An 18,502-nucleotide genomic window follows, 5' to 3' on the forward strand; every position below is an offset into this window, starting at 1 on the left:
TTAAAATTTATAAGTAGCAGTTAGTAAATAATTTCTTGGAGTTCCGGGAAAGAGCCTGAGGTAATTCTGAGCTCCGATCCAGTAGACCTTATTAGTAATATTATTAAGGTTAAAAGAGAGTTGAACCGTTTTTGCAGGACTGTAGTATAAAGCCGCATCGATGGTAGTATATGCAGGAAGCTCAAAACTTCTTGTAAACCACGGAACTTTTGAACTCTGATAAAGCATTCCTGCGCCAATTCCAAAATCTTTGATCAGTTCGATGTTTGAGAAATTGTAACGGGTCCAGATGTTGACAGAATTTTTAGAAGTATTTTCTTTCCTTTTCCCCACAAGATCAGGGTTGGTATCATCCAGTATTTTAGCATCAATATAGCTGTAGCCTCCGTAAATATGCCATTGAGGAAAGATGTGTCCCGAAAACTCAGCTTCAAAACCACGGCTTCTGTCTGCACCACGCTGTATAAGCTCATCCGGTTCTGACGGATTATTGGCATTGATGATGATATTTCTCTGGTTGATCTCATACACTGCCAGATTCAGTGAAATTCTGCTAAAAAGCATTGCCTTGATTCCTAATTCTTTGAGATCAGAGGTCAGAGGTTTGAATCTTGCCGCAGATCCGGTTAGAGCCGAGGTATTGGGCATCAGAGTGACGGTGTTGGATTGAGGCTGATACCCCGTAAGGTAAGTACCATAGAAATTGATATTATCAGTTAAACTGTACGTAATCCCGAATCTGTACAGAAGTTTATTGTTTTTAAAAGATGATTCATTGTCTTCTTTAAAATTCGTGATATCCTGAAACCATTCCTGGCGGATTCCCGATAATATTTTAAACTTTTTCCAGGTAAAAAGATGCTGGATGTAAGCTGCGTGTGTTGTAGTAAGAGCAGAAGGAAGAGGTGAGATCACATTCAGTGTGTTAAAATCAGGTCCCTGATAATTTTCGGCTCCCGGATTCAGATCAAAAGGAGTGACATTAGGTTTAGGAATGAGGACTCCATGATAACCGGCTGTTTGATAATCTGAAGCTTTTGCAGGATTGTAGGAGGAAACTACAGCTCCGTTCTTTAAAAGAAAACCTCTTGCTGCATTTTGTTGTCCACCCTTACGTTTTTCCCAGATCTGCCCGTCATAGCCTGTCAAAACCTGATGCTGAACAGCTCCTGTTTTAAATTTAAAATTGAAATAGGCATTTACATTATCCGTTACCCAGTTTTGTCTTCTCTGTACAAACTGCATCATTGCGAGACTGGAAACAGGTTTGTTATCCATATCAGGAACAAAAGAATTCGTTGTTCTGTGTTCCTGAAGATTTTCTCGCCAGTATTGTTTCATATAAGAAGCATTAAAACTGATTGACTGGTTAAAATGATGGGCAACACTTCCCATCAGAATAAGCTCCCTGGTTTTAAAAAAATCATCAGGAGCTCCCAGATTCAATGTTCTTGGCGTGCTGTACAAATCTGTTTTTCCGGCAACTGCTCCGAAAATCGGTTGGCCCCGGTCCAGGTTTCCATAAAGATCACTGAAGGTCATTTCTACATTCACAGACGTTTTTTCGTTAGGGATAAATGTCAGGGACGGTGAGATCAGAATACCGCTGTTTTTGACGTGGTCTCTGAACGACTGGGCATTCTGATAAGCTCCGTTGAAACGGTAGAGTAAGGTTTTACTCTTATTCAGCGGACCTGTAAGATCTGTTGTGACACGGTAAGTATCAAAGCTGCCTCCTGATGAAGTGATTTCATGTCGGGAAAAGGGTAATGGTTTTTTGGTCACCATATTAATTGTGCCTCCGGGATCTACACTGGACATGGTAATGCTTGCCGGGCCTTTGAAAATCTCCACACGTTCTATGTTGGAAGTCATCGGCTGTAAAAAATAATACTGTCTTGTCCGCATTCCGTTGATAATCTGGCCTTCTTCATTCTGGCTGATACCCCGGATGTTGTACTGATTATAATAGCTGGAAGGAGAGACTCCGTTCACATTTTTCATCACATCACCAAGCTGAAAGGCCTGACGGTCGGTGATCAGTTCTTTGGTAACGGTATTAAGGGTTAAAGGAAGGTCTTTGTTTTTCATCGCAATCTTGGTGGCGGCAAAAGAGTAGTCGGAAGTATAATCTTTAGACTTTCTTCCGATGATCTCAACAGTTTGTACTACTGTAGACAGAGAATCTTCAGGATGTGATTGTGCATGAAAAAATGAGGAAACGGTAATAAAACTTACACTTAAAAGCTTCACCGGTTTACAGGGAATACAATGAATTATTCCCGAATAATTAAAATTACTGGTAATCATGAAACAAGGATGTTCGGGCAAGAAAACGCCCATTAATAAAAGAATTTTTTAATTACTTGAAGACACAGGTAACCACGGAATAACAATACAGACTATAGAATCTGTATAGAGAAAACAGGGCAGTGTAGATTAAACTGCCGCAAAAAAAGTTACCGGGGGTGCTCTGGAGCTGAAAAAGTCAAGAAGACAGCGATACGAAATGGCTTTTGGCTGTGGCATTTCGTTATCATTTGTAGTATCAATAGCAAAATCCATGTTTAAAGGCTCAGGAAGAAGAATATTATTCATACTCATATGAAGGGCACACTGGCATTCATCATCCTGGGAAAACGTGGGAATTTTCTCTTCTTTGGAACCTTTTTTATAGATCACTTTACTTTTCGCATGTTGAGCATGATCGAGACACGTGCTTACACCACTGACGTTTGAAACAAATATCAGAAGTAAAGAGAAAACAAAAAAGACTCTGAGAAATTTTTGCATAATAGAATGACAAAAGTACAATTTAATTTGATAAAAACTAAATCACGGGTGAAAAGTAACAGATATTTTTATATATCTCTGCTAAACCATGAGTTAGAATATTAATAGGAGATTTTTGATAAATATATTTTTCTGCTTTTGGAAATTATAACATGATAATTGTAAATTATTAGTATTGAGTACTTTGGGTGGGGTCAGTCAGGCTTTATATAATTAACTTAAAATCCCGCAGGCAATTGTAAGATATAGCGACAAAGTTAAAATGGTAACATTGGTTTTAAAAAATTTTTCCTGGATTATAATTTTATATTTGGGCTTGTTTAAGCCAATTAAACAAGAACTCCAAAGTTCATTTTTATTCAGATAATTTTCTTATCTGCATATTATCAAATCAGTAAAATGTCTCTTTTTTTCCTTAAAATGTCTCTTTATTTTAATAGATAAAAAATCTAATTTTACACATCAACAATATGACCGTTCAATGACTAATAAAATATTTAATATAAAAGATTTTGCATCCTACCTTAACGTTGCCAAACCTAAGAATGAGGATCTCCTTATTATTAACTATGAGAATGAGGATAGTATAAGGTTGTACTCTGATTCCGTTACAATTGATTTTTATTTGTTGGCTATAAAACCTCCGTTGGAAAAGAGTTTTAAAGAAATACAATTTATTGAAGATCAGGCAAAATCTTTTATGTATGTTGATTGCCCGCAAAATAATCTGGATTGGGATATCAATGCTCCCGATGCCGGCTATAACATTATGGTAAGTGCAAAATATGTAAATAAATTGGCTAAAGATTACAATTTTGTGCATTACAATAATCACGAAGCGCTTTTTCTTACCACGGACGAAGAATCTATTTTATGGGATCTGTACAAAAAAGCGTATGATGAATTTCAGAAGGAATTGTATTCTAAGGATATTATCATGGCCTATATTGCCCTGATTTTATCTTATACACAAATATTTTATAACAGGCAATTTGATTCAAGAAGTAAAATATACAATTCTGTAATCGATAACTTTTATGATAATCTAAAGCAATATTTTGGAGATAATGACCGAATAGCAGGTCTTCCTTCTGTTGCTTATTTTGCTCAGAAAGCCAATCTTTCAGCCAATTATTTTGGAGATTTGATCAAGCATTTTACAGGAGAATCACCGATTGAGCATATCCATAATTTTGTTTTGAACCAAGCAAAAGACAAGCTCAAAAATACCTCGCTTTCCATTAGTGAGATCTCTTATAGCTTAGGCTTTGATTATCCTAATTATTTTGCGAGATTTTTCCGAAAGAAAACAGGTTTATCCCCAAAAGTATTTAGGGAAATGTAATATTCTAACTTTATAATGTCGAGATAGCAATCCAATAAGATTGCTTTTTTTTATGCTATAGTTATAAATCAGTAAAATGTTTCCTTTTTCGAGTAATCTGTCTACGTTCCGGGGATGTGACTGTATCTAACTTTGTTTTATCAAAATACAAAAAGTTTAATTTATAAAGAAAATATTATGTCACAACAAAAGATTAACATCAGTAACGGAAACGGGCAGGGTATCACTTTGTCAGCCATTATCAATTTCCCTGAAGGATTTGCAGAAAACAAAAAATATGCAGCCCTAGTGGTTTCTCACCCCGGTGGAGGTGTAAAAGAACAAGCAGCAGGATTATATGCGAGAAAATTAGCCGAAAAAGGATTTATTACCATTGCCTATGATGCTTCATATCAGGGAGAAAGCACTGGTGAACCTCGCCAACTGGAAAATCCTTACATCAGAACAGAAGATATAAGTGCAGTGGTAGATTATCTGACTAAACTTTCTTATGTGGATACAGAGAAAATCGGGGCAATGGGCATCTGTGCTGGTGCTGGTTATACGGCAAATGCAGCGATTAATGACCATCGTATAAAAGCAGTAGGAATGGTAAGTGCCGTAAATATCGGGTCTATGTTCCGTAATGGATGGGAAAATAATGTAAAAGACGCAGATGCAATGCCATATTTGTTGGCTGGTGCAAATGCAAGGACCAACGATGCAAAAGAAGGTTTACAAATAATGCCTTTAGCTCCGATGAAAGAAGAAGATGCTCCCAACGAAGAATTGAGAGAAGCTTGGGAGTATTATCACACAGACCATTGTCAATATCCAACGGCACCAGGATGGGCGACGTTAAGAAGTTTGACACAAATCATTACCTATGACGCTTACAACAAAGCTGAAGCATTTTTTACGCAGCCTTTGTTGGCAATTGTAGGCAGTGTTGCAGGCAGTGCATGGATGAGCGACGATCTATTAAAAATTGCAGGAACTGCCGACAAAACAAAATATGTGATAGATGGAGCCAACCATATGTCTCTTTATGATAAAGAAAACTATGTGAATGAAGCTATTTCTCAATTAGCGTCTTTCTTCTCTGAAAAATTATAATTAAAATAAGATTACATAAAATGAAAAAGTCAGTAAAATTCAAAGCGTTATATTGGGATATTGCAGCAGATTTGCTTTTCCCACCTGATTTCGATGAAAATAAAAAATACCCTGCCATTATCAGTTCACATCCGATAGGAAGTTGCAAAGAACAGACTTCGGGTAATGTATACGGACAGGCTTTAGCTGATGCAGGGTTTGTAGTATTGGTTCCCGATGCTTCATTTCAAGGGGAAAGTGGTGGCGAACCTCGTTTTATTGAAGATCCGTCTTTCCGGGTTGAAGATTACAGGTATGCTTGTGATTATTTGGTAACACTACCTTTTGTAGATGAAAACCGAATTGGTGTATTGGGTATTTGCGGAGGAGGAGGTTACTCCATTAGTGCTGCCAAATCGGAACGCCGCTTAAAAGCAGTAGTAAGTATTACCGGAGTGAACTTTGGTCGCCTTTGTCGTGAAGGATTTGCCGGATATGATCCGATTGGTACACTGGAAGCAATTGCTAAACAACGAACTGCCGAGGCTCGTGGAGTTGAGCTGCGTGTAGATGGATTGTTGCCGTCATCGGTAGAAGAAGGTAAAAAAGCAGGCATTACAGACATTGATGTGCTGGAAGCAACAGACTACTATAAAACATCACGTGGTTCAAAGCCTCATGGTGCTACGAGTGCTATGTTTTCACATCGTGCAGCTGCTGTAGACTGGGATGCCTTTAGCAATGCTGAAACCCTGCTTACACAGCCTTTATTGGTTGTAATTGGTGATAAACCAGGCGGCTTCGGAGCTTATCGTGATGGGCAGGAGATTTATGGTCGTGCAGCTTCTAAAAAGAAAGAATTACTAGTTGTGGAAGGTTGGTCTCACTATGATCTTTATGATAAACCAGAACCCGTTCAACAGGCTTTGAAAAGAGTTATTCCATTTTTTATAGAAAATTTATAATTGTGATTTTTTAGTTTAAACTATTCCATTATAAAGATTTCACACTACTTTTTCTAAAATTTTCCTGTTTATTAGAAAGATTGTTTGAAAAGCTCAACTAATACTCTGACAATTTCCTGAACGATAAAATTTGTTATATATGAGTCTGAGAGCCTTTATTCGGTGTTTGGGATCTAAAAAATCAATAAATGCTATTGATATAAAAATAGCGCCAACTGTCTTTAGTTGACGCTATTTGGCTGCTTGTGACCAAGACGAGCGTATTTTCAAACACTTTCATCGATGATTTAGTTCGTTTGAGTCAAATTAAAAAAGACTTACAAGCTCATTTTATCAAAAAAAACCTTATTGTTTAAGCTTTTTACAATATAATTTTAAACACTTGAATAATAGACGTTGACATATTGTTAAAATTCCATTATTGAGTCTAATCCTCTTCGTAAACCTTTGAACGTATCAATGTTTTTGATGGCAAGTAGTACTCCTTTTACATAGGGCTCTGCGCTTTCTCCGGAATCATGTCTTAATATTAATTTTTCTCCTTTGAGTCCAAAGACGGTTTCTACTGCGAGTGTATGACCGGGCAGGCGAACAGCATGAACCTGTATGCCGTTTATCGTTGCGCCTCTTGTTTCTTTATTTCCTATGGTATCATCTATTGCTACGGATAGTTTAGGCTTCTGAACTTTTGAAAGACGATAAGCCAATTCTGCCACTGTTCCGCTTGGTGCATCAATTTTTTTAGCATCTGCATAGTCAATGATCTCATAGTGGGGAATATATTTTGCTGCCATTTCAGCAAACTTTTGCAATAAAACAACAGTTAAAGCAAAATTCCCTGCAGCAAGAACAGACGTGTTATTTTCATTGGCAATACGCTCAATTTCCTCATAATCTTTATCACTTAGTCCTGAAGTTCCGACAATGACTTTTTTGCCTTTTTTCAAAGCAGTATGGATATTATGCTTCGCTATTTCCGGTTTGGTAAAATCTACAAGAATATCAAATTCTAGATTTTCTATTGCATCTTCTATAGATTTAAACAATGGAATATTATTGTCCGATTTTAATGACAGAATTTCTGACAGATTTTTCCCGTCTTGAGATAAAGAAAGTCCGCCTGTTAATATCATTTCGTCATTATTTAAAATTGATCTGCTAATTTCAGAACCCGCCCATCCGGTGGCTCCTGCAACAAAAACTTTTTTCATAATCTTATTTTTAATGTTATTCTATCTCAAAAATAGCTTGAATTTCAACAGATGAGTTTCCTGGTATTGAATATGCACCCAAGGTTGCTCTGGCATGTTTTCCTTTTTCACCGAAGATTTCTCCAGTAAGATCAGAAGCGGTATTCATTAATTCTGCGTGTTTTGAATAATTTTCTACGGTATTAAATATACCAGTTAATTGCACACATTGTTTTACTCTGTTCAAATCACCTCCAACTGCCTGATTAAGTACGGCAATAACGTTCAACATCGTGGTTCTGGTCGCCTCTTTTATCTGCTCTTCGGTAATATCTTTTCCTACTTTGCCAGGATTAAGAATCTTACCGTCTTTAAGGGCATACTGATTGATAAACACTAGGTTTCCTGAACGTACAAACGGCTTATAATTTCCTGCCGGTTGGGGAACTTGAGGCAATATTATATTTTTCTCTTTAAGGAGTAGGTTAATATCAGTTTCTTTTTTCGTAATAGCTGTTTGCTGTATTTTATTTTTGGTAAAAGTGCCCTGAAGTGCGTGCGCTATTTTTGCAAAATTTTTACCTTGTAACTCTGCTAAGTATCTTTCACTTTTAGTCGGTCTTTCAACATTTTTTAATGAAGCGAGACTGGTGGTTCCCAAAACCGTATTTCCCTGAGGAACTGTTTTATCTATGTTTTCATTTCCCCTTATTCCATTGGAAACCAAAACCATTCCATGAACGGCCAGGACATTCCAGAATGACTGGATGGCCAGTTCCCTTCCTGAACCACTGCCGGATGACATAAATACTGTTGCAGGCATTCCTTCAAGGCCATGTTGTGACCAAATAGCGGTGGTTTTAGCAATAAACTCATTCATTGCCGTACTGATATTTCCAAAATATACCGGAGAACCAAATGCAATGCCGTCATAAGACGTAAGCTCCTCTACAGAGGCAACAGGAATATTTTTTAATTTCGGATTGTCATTTGCCTTGACTTTTTTGATGGTAGCTTTTGCGATGCCGTCACTTTCAATTCCTTGGGCTATCTCTTTAGCCATTTCATAGGTTCCTCCTTCATCAGAATGGATAAGGACTAAAATGTTTGCCTGTTTTTGCTGTGCCATGGTAAAATTATTAATTAGAAGTAATAATAAAAATGACATAATAGTATTGATAGTCTTCATATTTGATCATTTATAGCCGATAATTATTAATCAGCAAAGTTTTATTCTACTTTTCTTTAGCTTAATCTTTTGAAATATTTTCTTGCATTCCTATGATCTCCTCCTTGAGAAATTCTTTGTCTTTTTAGAATGGATATATTTGGTAAGTGCTTGATAATGAAGCTATCATAGTTATGGGAAAATAGAACGTGTTTTCATTTCAATCATACTTAAATTATGATAATACAAATTTACAATTGATGTTTTTATTAAATTTGCCAAAATTATTATATAAAACGCCAAGATGAAATGCGGGTTATCAGAAAAAAGAAAAGGGGAGTTCGATGATGAAATTAAAATCGCTGCTTATGTATGGTATGAGAAAGACTGGGCTCATGATGACTATGATCATTTTCATCAAAGATATCAGCTGACGTATGTGGAAGAAGGGTATCAGTATTTTCATATTGAGAATAAAATCTATCTTGTTCCGCAAAATCATTTAATTTGGATTCCTTCAGGCAAAAGACATCTTACTCAATCTGAAGCCAGAACAGTTAATCTTATGGTTATCTTATTCAAAGAAGTTTTTGACAAAGATTTTTATAATGAAGTACATGTTTTTTCTGCGCCGCCTGTTTTGAAAGAAATGCTTCAATATGCTTCAAAGTGGAATCAACTATTGGAAGAAAATGAAGAGCAGGGATATTTCCTGACAGCTTTATTGAATAGTCTTCCTCATTTTTGTACAGAGAAAGAAGGTTTACAAATCCCGATCCCAGTTGATCCAAGACTTCTCCCCGTATGTAATTATATTAATAAGAACTATATGGAACAGTTAAGTATAGATGCCTTAGCTGATATATCCTTAATGTCTGTCAGAAGCCTTCAGCGCATATTCAAGCGGGAAACAGGTATTACTGTCCAAAAATATATGCAGCTGATCCGTATTTTAAAAAGTATTGAACTCATTAATACAGGACAATATACCTTAAGCCAGATCGCTTTGATGATTGGTTATAAAAGTTTATCAGCTTTTACCAATTCCTATTTTGGGATTATGAAAGAAAAAGCAAAAATTATGGGTAAATCTTAAAGTTCTGATCTTAAGATTAATTGTGAAAAAACTTAGGAAGAAGTGTATTTTCAATAATTATATAGATAATTTTATCCGATTGAGCCAAGTTATAAACTCATTTCTATCACAAAATTTCGGATAATGAATTGCATTTTATCTTTGCATTAAATGAAGTTTCAGTATAAAGCTTAGAGGAGTAAAAAGATAATTCATTTTTTCTTCAGATTAGCTCATTTTTTTATCTAGTTCCCAAATTTTGCACCTGATCCGAATTAATCCTATCATGGGTAATAATAAAAAATCGCTACTTGAAAAGTAACGATTTTTTGTTGTGTGTGACCAAGACGAGCGTATCTTCAAACACTTTTATCGATGATTTAGTTCGTTTGAGCCAGATTAAACAAGAATTGCAAAGCTAGGGTTTATCAAAAAAAATCTTTTAGTAACTTCCAATGCAATTTAATTTAAAAATTAATGATATTTAAATTAGAATGATGAGTATCCATTGGTCATATCTGCTTTGTTCCATAACTTAATAGATATTAAAATTTATCCTAAATTTATGGTACAAAGTTTAAACTTTTACCCATGAATAAAAAGCGGCACTAAACAACATTCCAATGTCTTAATTATTTATTTAACAAACATTAAAATCAGAACAAGTTATATGTTGATGAACCTCTTGTTATAATTACAGGAGGTTTTATTAATGGTTAATTTTGTTTATAAAGAGACAGTGATAAAAGCATTTCATATGACAAGTAAGATTATAGGTATTGGTAATTGTATTGCGGCAGAAACTATAACTAATGTATTTTTTAATAAGCACATTTTCCTTGATAAAAAAGGCATTGTGTTAAAAGATGACAACTTTTCCATTAGTGAAAAGCTAAAGAAGATTACAGGCATTGAGGAAAGAAGATATGCGGATCATAATCAGGTGACATGAGATTTGGGATTAATTGCTGCTCAGGTTGCAATAAAAAATTCGGGGATAGATCCTGAGACATTGGATTATATCATTTTTGCCCATAATTTTGGAGATTTCCGCTTCGGCACTGTTCAGTATGATATGGTACCAAGCCTTGCGGCAAGGGTGAAACATTCATTAAAGATCAGGAATAATTTCTGTGTGGCCTATGATTTATTATTTGGATGTCCGGGATGGATAGAAGGGGTAATACATGCGAATGCTTTCATCAAATCCGGTATTGCTAAACGATGTCTGGTAATCGGAGCTGACACACTTTCTCGTGTAGTGGATATTCATGACAGGGACAGTATGATTTATGCTGTTGGCGCAGGCGCAGTGATATTGGAAATCAATAATAATGATGATTCGGGAATACAATCCCATTTATCTGCATCTTATACTTTAAATGAAAAAGATTATCTGTTCTTCGGAAAATCTTATAATAATGAAAGCTGTCAGGACACCAAATATATTAAAATGGATGGCAGAAAAATTTATGAATTTGCTTTGCTCCATGTACCAAATGCTATGAAAAGGTGCCTGGATAGTAGTGGATATTCCATTAGTCAGCTAAATAAAATAATCATTCACCAGGCTAATGAAAAAATGGATGAAGCAATCGTTGAAAGATTTTATATGCTATATAATGAAACTGTTCCACGGAATATCATGCCGATGGTTATCCATAAACTCGGTAACAGCAGTGTAGCAACTATTCCATCCTTACTTAAGATGATTGTAAAGCGAGAATTAGAAGAACATACAATAAAAGAAAATGATATTGTCTTATTTGCTTCTGTAGGTGCAGGGTTGAATATCAATGCATTTGTCTACAAATTCTGATAATTTTAATTAATTATTCTGATTGCTATTTCTCCTAAGTTCCCGTTCTATCTCATCAATTTCCAACAAAGGAAGCTGATAACTTTCACTTATATATTTTAGAATATTTTTATTTGTTTTATTATTTACTTTTCTGATAAAAAGATAATTGGAAGATTTTAGAGTTTCGATGAAATTATCAGCATATTGGTCTTTATTAAAAAAACTTTTTTCAATAACTACTCTTTTATCATCATTTACGATAATATCATTGAATACGGTATTGAGAAGAACCGTCTGAAAAAATGATTCGGCTGGTAAAAGAGTATGGAGATAGTAGTCTTCAAAATCCATTACCCTCTTATTATTGGTCAAGAAAACACAGGTTTCTCTTGTAAAAATAAACCATTTTCCACCAATATAAGGGATAACACCCTTCATAAAATCTCTTTTATATATTAATGAAGAGATTTTGTGGGTTAGCTCTGTAAAGTGATTTTGTATTCTTTGAAGAGTATCTGGTCTGTAAAACTTCTGATCATAATAAAAAATATAATTTCTTCCATTATTGACTGTAAGAAATTTACGTATAATATTTTGTGACTTAAGGGGGGAATCTTCACCGCTTAGATTGATAAAATAATCCCAGTCATTACTAACATTCAAAAGGTATTCCATTGCATTAAGTTCAGCCTGAATCATGCTAAACCCTCCAGCTACAATATTCATGCTTTCCAAAATATATACATTGGGAAAGTGTATTAAATATAATTGTATTTCTTCTGTAAATTCTGCTTTTGCCTTCCGATCAATATGAATAAGATAAAACTGATCCCTTGTATAAATCTTCTTAAACATTTCTTTAAATACATCAGGTTTATGATGGATCATAATAAAATAAGCAATCCTCACCTGCGAAGCAGAATGTAGGTCGGAAGTTTGGGAATGGGGAAGAGTTATGGGAAGTGACGTTTGCATAGGAGTGAAATTTAAAATCATCCGCACAGGCAAACAATTCAGTTTATGCGTGTAATTTACGAATATATTTTTGATAATCAGTTAATTAAATTGACTGTAGTTTAATTGTTTTATTGTACATTTGCAAAGCATTTATAAAACAGGTTTCTGCCTTTGCTATTCTGTAATAGTTTAAACTCACAATTTTTTCTTTCAGTCTTTGCTTTTTCAGCCACCCAATTATCAATCGGGTTTCTAATGTGAAATGCTATATAAATTTTTCATCTTAGAATGATGCGTTATTGCAGGCTTATCAATGATAATTATTTGATTATATTAAGCTAAGCAAGTGAAAGTAATGAGAAAAGAGGTTCTTTACTCATCCTATCGTACACCAATTCAAATTCTGAAAGTGAATTTGCTTACAAAATATCGGGAAATCCGAAAATTATGATGAGTTTTAAAAGTTTAAATTTAATTAATCCAATAATCCGTGCTGTAACAGAATCAGGATATTCCAGGCCAACTGAAATACAGTATTCCGCTATACCGCATATTCTTGCCGGGAAAGATATTATAGGATGTGCCCAGACAGGAACGGGGAAAACAGCAGCCTTTGCAATGCCTATCCTGCAGCTGTTAAAAAAATATACTCCTGAACATAAAGAAATAAGGACATTAATACTTACACCGACTCGTGAGCTGGCAATACAGATTGAAGAGAATTTTGCTGTTTACAGCAAATATTTACCTTTATCACAGCTTTCTATTTATGGAGGAGTTGCATCAGGAAATCAGCTTGCCGCCCTTAGAAAAAGAGTAGATATTCTGGTGGCTACACCCGGCAGATTACTGGATTTGGCCAATCAAAGACATATTGACCTTTCTAAAATAGAAATATTAGTTTTGGATGAAGCAGACAGAATGCTGGATATGGGATTTGTCAATGATGTCAAAAAAATTTTGAGACTAATTCCTCAGAAGAGACAGACCTTGTTTTTTTCAGCTACAATGCCCGCAGGGATAAAGAAATTTGCGGAAACAATTCTGAATAATCCTGTAGAGGTTACTGTAACTCCAGTATCTTCAACGGCACAAACGGTGAAACAATCTGTCTATTTTGTGGAAAAAAAAGATAAAACAGGTTTACTAATTGATTTATTGCAAAATGAACATATAATGCGTTCACTGGTTTTTACCCGTACTAAACATGTTGCCAATAAGCTTGTACAGCAATTGGAAGGAGTAGGGATTTTTGCTGCAGCAATTCATGGAAACAAATCTCAGATGGCAAGACAGAATGCTCTTGATGATTTCAAAAACAGTAAGATTAAAGTGTTGATAGCTACAGATATAGCAGCTAGAGGAATTGATATTGATGATCTTCCTCATGTAGTGAACTACGAACTTCCCAATATCCCGGAAACTTATGTCCACCGGATCGGTAGAACCGGAAGAGCAGGAATGGAGGGTACTGCTATTTCATTTTGCGATACCGATGAGCGGTTAGATCTTAAAAATATTCAAAAACTGCTCGGATTTACAGTACCGGTCAGATCATTTTATAAATAAAGTCTGTAGCGTTTACAGAACATACTATTCAATTTTTAATAATAATTACAATGCAACAAGGCACCGTAAAATTTTTCAATGAAGCAAAAGGCTTCGGATTTATTACTCCAGCAGATGGAAGTAAGGACATATTTGTACATTCTTCAGGATTGAGCGTAAGTGCAATTCGTGAAAATGATAAAGTCGTTTTTGATGTACAAAAAAGCGACAAGGGCTTAAATGCTGTCAACGTAAAATTGGCATAATTTAAACTTGATTGTAGATATTTCAAAAGATAATTTTTTGCAATTTCAGTTTCATAATTTTATATTTTTTTTACAAATTCAGAATCCAGGCTATTTGTTTGGATGTGGTATTTGAACGGACATTACTATAAATACATTACTTTTTATTTTCACGATGTTCATTAGCCTCTCGCTTTATGTGAGAGGTTTTTAAGGAAAGAAAACAATCAACTTTAATATAAAAACAAAAGAGAATGACTGTCATCAACAATTTTATTGAATATAAAGCTCTGGAAGGTAAAATGATAGGAACTTCTGCCTGGCATACAATACATCAGGCTCAGATTGACAGATTTGCAGAAGCAACTCTGGATTATCAGTGGATTCATACTGATAAAGAAAAAGCGGAAAAGGAAGGCCCTTTTAAGTCCACTATAGCTCACGGTTACTTAACATTATCACTGATTCCTTATCTCTGGAAACAAATTGCAGAGGTGAGAAATGTAAAAATGGAAATCAATTACGGGATTGAGAATCTTAAATTTGGGCAGGCTGTTCTGGTGGATAGTGAGGTGATGCTACAGGCCTCTGTAAAATCGGTAACAGATCTCAGAGGAACGGTAAAGGTAATGGTAGAAGCGAAGCTTCTTATAAGAGATCAGGCCAGACCTGCTTATGTAGGAGATGTTATTTTTCTTTATCATTTCATATAGAATCATAATGATTTAAGCTTACCACAAAATAATGTTCAATTGTTTTTTGTGCTTCTTTGCACATTGATAAAAGGTCATTCCTGGATGTGTTCTCAAAATTGAAATCATCATGGGTTTTCACAATATACTCGGTTACGATTTCAATATTCATTACATCGAGTTCTGTTACCTCGGTTTTCAGCCTGTGTTCTTCTTTAAAAAAAGGAATTTTACGGAAAATAGTATCGTTAAACCGAAAAAGATGAATTGTTTTCACTGCAAAAATATTTAATAAGATGAAAATTAAGTTTGAGGTTTATTTTGGAAGCTTATCTCTCATTTTCCTATTGATCCATTTTTTGGATAAAGTACGTTTTGATGGTAATGGGTACATACCGCCTGAAAGAAAGTATAATAAGCTGTTCCAAAAATTATTTTTTCTGTAGAATTCATGACTGTAGTTTGTTAATACTTTTAAGTACTCATGTTTGTATTCCTTTGCTTCCTGTAATGTATAGTTTTTCGGAATATCTTTAATAATATCCATAACATTTTGGTTAAAGGTTTTAGGTGAATATTTTTCTATAAAGTCTAATTCAAGCCTGCACATCACGATAAGTGGAGTAAGTAAAGAAAAAATTTCATCATAAAAATTATAAATATTTACCTTCCAAGATAATCTTTCTTCTTCCGGTAAAACCTGAATAGTCAACAGAATAAGTTTTTTATGGATTACTTCCATTTCATCTGTGTAGAGTTTGTTTTGCTGCCAGAATATGAGTGAATTGATTTTATTTTTTTTAATAATATTTCCCAGTATATATTCAAACTGGATTCTAATATTCTTTATGTTCTCACTCAGGTCTTCTAAAACAGACTGCCACAGGTTATGCTGGCTTAAACTGCAATATGTGCTAAATATCAATCTTGATTTGTTAATAAGCTGCTGTAATTCTTTTAACATTCTAAGAATTTCTTTAGCGTCTCTTTCTAAGGTGATGTTGGTATTTCGCAGATAGAACAGAGAGGTAAACTGGGAATAATAGGCTCTTCTTGAAATATTTTTTTTATTTCTGAGTCCCGATTTGCTCTTTGGATGCTTGATTAACTTTTTCATTAGAATTTTATTGTAGATCATTTTTCTTCATAGTTCCTTTTTCAAAGGATTTTTGTTGTATGATAAGGGAAACAAGATATTGTCTTAAATCTTTTATCGTAATATTTTTTTCTTTCTCAGAAAAAAATAATGGAGTTTCATCTAGAAGTTCATACAGTTCAGGAAATTCTTTTTGGATTTCAACTGTTTTTTTTAATATCTTTTTCGTTAAAATAGATATAGTGTTTAGATTATTCATAGCCGCTTTTTATTATTGTTACTATCATCTTAAAGCGCTTATTCCCTTTTATTGAATGAGATTTATGGGCAGGAATGATAATGCATTCACCTTCTTCCATAAAGTAAGAAGCTCCGTCTATAATGATTTCAGCTTTACCTTCAATGATCTGTGCAACAGTATCGAAAGGAGATATCTTTTCAGATAATCCTTCTTTGTCATCAAAAGATAAAACACTGATATTGCCGGTCAGTTTTTCAAGTATATTTTTACTGACTACAGAATTTGGAATGTAATCTACAATCTGGGTTGTAATATATACTTTCGATTTTTCAAGTTCTCTATGATTCATCACTGTGGGTTTAAACATAAAAATAGCAGATGGTATTGTAAATAAAAGGGACAGAACTGTCTAATATTCTATCCCTTTTTCCAGTGAAAGCGTTTGATAAATATATCTTTTCATTGGCTTTAACTGTTCTTGAAAACAATTTATGAAAGATTGATTTCTTTGATAATATTGAGAACTTCTTCACGGTTTTTTCTTAATCTGTTTCCGATTCTTTCCAGCATTTCCTTTTCTTTACCTTCTTCAAGCTTCAGGTCGTGGTCCGTTAATGTTGAAAATTTTTCTTTCAGTTGTTTTGATTGCACATCCCAGTCTCCTGGAATTTTGAAAGATTGGTTGCCTTTGTTGTGGTTTGTGTCCATAAAGTAGGTTTTAGTGTAACTTCATTGCTACAATACAAAGTTGGGTGTTTATTAATCTATTGTATTACAGATTGTTTCTTTTATGTTGCACATATCACACTTTTACAAAATTCCAGCTTATTTTGAACATCTGAAATGTGGTTGATCATAAAAGCAGTGTTTGATGCTCCTTATAAAGTAAAGGAGGTGGTTAAGTCTAGGAAATGATTATAAACTTAAAATACTGCTCAATAATTCCTAATAAGTGATTGATTATTTGTATCTTGCTGAATAATTGCATTGAGCTGAAAATCTGGATTCTAAAGAACCAGCGTATTCACTTCTTTTCTTTCATTATAATACTTCCGGCATACCTCCCTGTTCCGCTTCAAATCATTTATAAAACTGTTTTTGAAAAGGAGAGTATAAATCTGCTGATTCTTTCCAAAAGAGAATTCAATGGTAAAAAATTATTAATGTTTTTATGTATATAAAAAAATATTTAAGGATGTGGACATTTTTGATTCCTATCCTGGCATGGTTCTCTTATGTTGGAAATTCTGTTTTTTCTTCAGGGTATTACTCTGTGATTCTTACTTTATTTTTAATAGGAAGTGTTTTAGCTGCGGTGTACCATTCCGAAGTTATTGCGCATCGTTTGGGGGAACCATTTGGAACTTTGCTTTTGGCATTTGCCATTACGATCATAGAAGTAGGGCTTATTATTTCCATTATGATGGGAGCAAAAGGGTTGGAAACCATTACTCTTGCCAGAGATACGGTTTTTGCTGCAGTGATGATAATCCTTACGGGAATCATTGGAAGCTGTATTGTGATAGGATCCTTGCGATATAGAGAACAGAGCTTTACCTTACAGGGAGTAAGTACGGCACTGATTACACTGACCTCTGTTATTATTTTTGTGCTTATTCTGCCCAATTATACGGTAAGTCACCTCGGAGGCGAATACACATCCCTCCAACTGCTTTTTATCGCCTTGATTTCTTTAGGGCTTTATCTTGGATTTACCATGATCCAAACTTTTAGACATCGAAGCTTTTTCATTTCTCCACAAAACAAATTATCCGAGAATCTGCCTGTAGAAAGCAATAATAAAATAATTTCCACAAAACAATTGTATATCAATTGTATATTGTTAATTTTATCCCTGGGAATAGTCGTTTTGCTGGCAAAACTTCTTTCAAAGGATGTTGAACATATAGTTGTTTCTGTGGGTGCCCCCAAATCTCTTGTAGGTATCATTATTGCTGGTATTGTTCTGCTTCCGGAAGGTCTGGCTGCATTCAGAGCTGCAAAAAGTGATCAGATTCAAACTTCATTAAATCTGGCTTTTGGTTCAGCTTTAGCGAGTATCGGACTAAGTATTCCTGCGATCGCCATTATATCTGTAATGACTGGTATAAGAATGACATTGGGGATAGATATCAAATCAACAATACTTTTAGGGCTGTCTCTTTTTATTATTACTGTTTCACTGGCAACAGGCAGAACTAATATCATGCAGGGAATTGTATTGATCGCTATTTTTTTAATTTATCTTTTTATTACAATTGTACCATAAACCTATTTAAGTTATGCATTATATAGCTTGATATATAGTGAAA

At 34.6% G+C, this 18,502-nt stretch carries 18 protein-coding genes and 1 pseudogene; 9 read left to right on the forward strand and 10 right to left on the reverse strand.

All coding sequences use genetic code 11. From position 1 onward, the window contains the following. Positions 1 to 2,310 carry a TonB-dependent siderophore receptor gene (locus ACTJJF_RS01770; RefSeq protein ID WP_440698483.1) on the reverse strand — a complete coding sequence of 770 codons (2,310 nt, stop codon included), beginning with the start codon at positions 2,308 to 2,310 and terminating at the stop codon, positions 1 to 3. A 129-nt stretch (positions 2,311 to 2,439) separates the two neighbouring features. Further along, positions 2,440 to 2,793, reverse strand: coding sequence for a hypothetical protein (locus tag ACTJJF_RS01775; RefSeq protein WP_440698484.1), 354 nt, complete (start codon positions 2,791 to 2,793; stop codon positions 2,440 to 2,442). Positions 2,794 to 3,274: 481 nt separating this feature from the next. Here ACTJJF_RS01775 and ACTJJF_RS01780 point away from each other — a divergent pair, with 481 nt between their 5' ends. From ACTJJF_RS01780 to ACTJJF_RS01790, 3 genes are all read left to right on the forward strand, one after another. Further along, on the forward strand, positions 3,275 to 4,138 hold the full coding sequence (locus ACTJJF_RS01780) for a helix-turn-helix domain-containing protein (protein WP_440698485.1): 864 nt from the start codon (positions 3,275 to 3,277) through the stop codon (positions 4,136 to 4,138). A gap of 177 nt (positions 4,139 to 4,315) precedes the next feature. Continuing rightward, positions 4,316 to 5,233 (forward strand): alpha/beta hydrolase, encoded by a 918-nt coding sequence (locus ACTJJF_RS01785; protein ID WP_440698486.1) that lies wholly within the window; start codon positions 4,316 to 4,318, stop codon positions 5,231 to 5,233. A 71-nt stretch (positions 5,234 to 5,304) separates the two neighbouring features. After that, positions 5,305 to 6,177, forward strand: coding sequence for an alpha/beta hydrolase (locus ACTJJF_RS01790; RefSeq protein ID WP_440698487.1), 873 nt, complete (start codon positions 5,305 to 5,307; stop codon positions 6,175 to 6,177). Positions 6,178 to 6,584: 407 nt separating this feature from the next. On the opposite strand, the gene dapB is transcribed toward ACTJJF_RS01790, so the two are convergent. Next, the gene (gene dapB / locus ACTJJF_RS01795) at positions 6,585 to 7,388 is read right to left on the reverse strand and encodes a 4-hydroxy-tetrahydrodipicolinate reductase (protein ID WP_440698488.1); all 804 of its coding nucleotides are present in this window, start codon (positions 7,386 to 7,388) and stop codon (positions 6,585 to 6,587) included. A gap of 16 nt (positions 7,389 to 7,404) precedes the next feature. Next, positions 7,405 to 8,556, reverse strand: coding sequence for an Atu1372/SO_1960 family protein (locus tag ACTJJF_RS01800; protein WP_440698489.1), 1,152 nt, complete (start codon positions 8,554 to 8,556; stop codon positions 7,405 to 7,407). Positions 8,557 to 8,839: 283 nt separating this feature from the next. Between ACTJJF_RS01800 and ACTJJF_RS01805 the strand changes: the two genes are divergently transcribed. Together ACTJJF_RS01805 and ACTJJF_RS01810 are read left to right on the forward strand one after the other, a co-directional pair. Next, a complete protein-coding gene (locus ACTJJF_RS01805) occupies positions 8,840 to 9,631 on the forward strand; it encodes an AraC family transcriptional regulator (protein WP_312296819.1) in 792 nt (263 codons plus the stop codon). A 736-nt stretch (positions 9,632 to 10,367) separates the two neighbouring features. Then, positions 10,368 to 11,429, forward strand: a pseudogene (locus ACTJJF_RS01810) (3-oxoacyl-ACP synthase III family protein). A gap of 9 nt (positions 11,430 to 11,438) precedes the next feature. On the opposite strand, the gene ACTJJF_RS01815 reads toward ACTJJF_RS01810, so the two are convergent. Beyond that, positions 11,439 to 12,386, reverse strand: a complete 948-nt coding sequence (locus ACTJJF_RS01815; RefSeq protein ID WP_312296820.1) for a beta-1,6-N-acetylglucosaminyltransferase — start codon at positions 12,384 to 12,386, stop codon at positions 11,439 to 11,441. A 432-nt stretch (positions 12,387 to 12,818) separates the two neighbouring features. Between ACTJJF_RS01815 and ACTJJF_RS01820 the strand changes: the two genes are divergently transcribed. The 3 genes from ACTJJF_RS01820 (at position 12,819) to ACTJJF_RS01830 (ending at position 14,874) form a co-directional block, all read left to right on the forward strand. Continuing rightward, positions 12,819 to 13,937, forward strand: a complete 1,119-nt coding sequence (locus ACTJJF_RS01820) for a DEAD/DEAH box helicase (protein WP_440699220.1) — start codon at positions 12,819 to 12,821, stop codon at positions 13,935 to 13,937. Positions 13,938 to 13,987: 50 nt separating this feature from the next. Further along, positions 13,988 to 14,182 carry a cold-shock protein gene (locus ACTJJF_RS01825; protein WP_047430072.1) on the forward strand — a complete coding sequence of 65 codons (195 nt, stop codon included), beginning with the start codon at positions 13,988 to 13,990 and terminating at the stop codon, positions 14,180 to 14,182. A 233-nt stretch (positions 14,183 to 14,415) separates the two neighbouring features. Continuing rightward, positions 14,416 to 14,874, forward strand: coding sequence for a MaoC family dehydratase (locus ACTJJF_RS01830; protein ID WP_229048615.1), 459 nt, complete (start codon positions 14,416 to 14,418; stop codon positions 14,872 to 14,874). On the opposite strand, the gene ACTJJF_RS01835 is transcribed toward ACTJJF_RS01830, so the two are convergent. The 5 genes from ACTJJF_RS01835 to ACTJJF_RS01855 form a co-directional block, all read right to left on the reverse strand. After that, positions 14,867 to 15,130: a heme oxygenase gene (locus tag ACTJJF_RS01835; RefSeq protein ID WP_278378309.1), complete on the reverse strand. Its 264-nt coding sequence runs from the start codon at positions 15,128 to 15,130 to the stop codon at positions 14,867 to 14,869. The genes ACTJJF_RS01830 and ACTJJF_RS01835 overlap by 8 nt on opposite strands. Positions 15,131 to 15,169: 39 nt before the next feature. Continuing rightward, positions 15,170 to 15,970: a hypothetical protein gene (locus ACTJJF_RS01840; protein ID WP_312296826.1), complete on the reverse strand. Its 801-nt coding sequence runs from the start codon at positions 15,968 to 15,970 to the stop codon at positions 15,170 to 15,172. Between the two features lie 7 nt (positions 15,971 to 15,977). Beyond that, positions 15,978 to 16,208, reverse strand: coding sequence for a hypothetical protein (locus ACTJJF_RS01845; protein WP_229048612.1), 231 nt, complete (start codon positions 16,206 to 16,208; stop codon positions 15,978 to 15,980). Next, on the reverse strand, positions 16,201 to 16,539 hold the full coding sequence (locus ACTJJF_RS01850; protein WP_440698490.1) for a cupin domain-containing protein: 339 nt from the start codon (positions 16,537 to 16,539) through the stop codon (positions 16,201 to 16,203). Before ACTJJF_RS01850 ends, ACTJJF_RS01845 begins: the two co-directional genes overlap by 8 nt. Before the next feature lie 140 nt (positions 16,540 to 16,679). After that, positions 16,680 to 16,898, reverse strand: coding sequence for a hypothetical protein (locus tag ACTJJF_RS01855; protein WP_047430084.1), 219 nt, complete (start codon positions 16,896 to 16,898; stop codon positions 16,680 to 16,682). A 463-nt stretch (positions 16,899 to 17,361) separates the two neighbouring features. Between ACTJJF_RS01855 and ACTJJF_RS01860 the strand changes: the two genes are divergently transcribed. Further along, the gene (locus tag ACTJJF_RS01860; RefSeq protein WP_440698491.1) at positions 17,362 to 18,459 is read left to right on the forward strand and encodes a calcium:proton antiporter; all 1,098 of its coding nucleotides are present in this window, start codon (positions 17,362 to 17,364) and stop codon (positions 18,457 to 18,459) included. The last annotated feature ends 43 nt before the right edge of the window (positions 18,460 to 18,502 follow it).

Origin of the sequence: Chryseobacterium sp. 22458, assembly GCF_052044975.1 — a bacterium.
Taxonomy (GTDB): Bacteria; Bacteroidota; Bacteroidia; order Flavobacteriales; family Weeksellaceae; genus Chryseobacterium.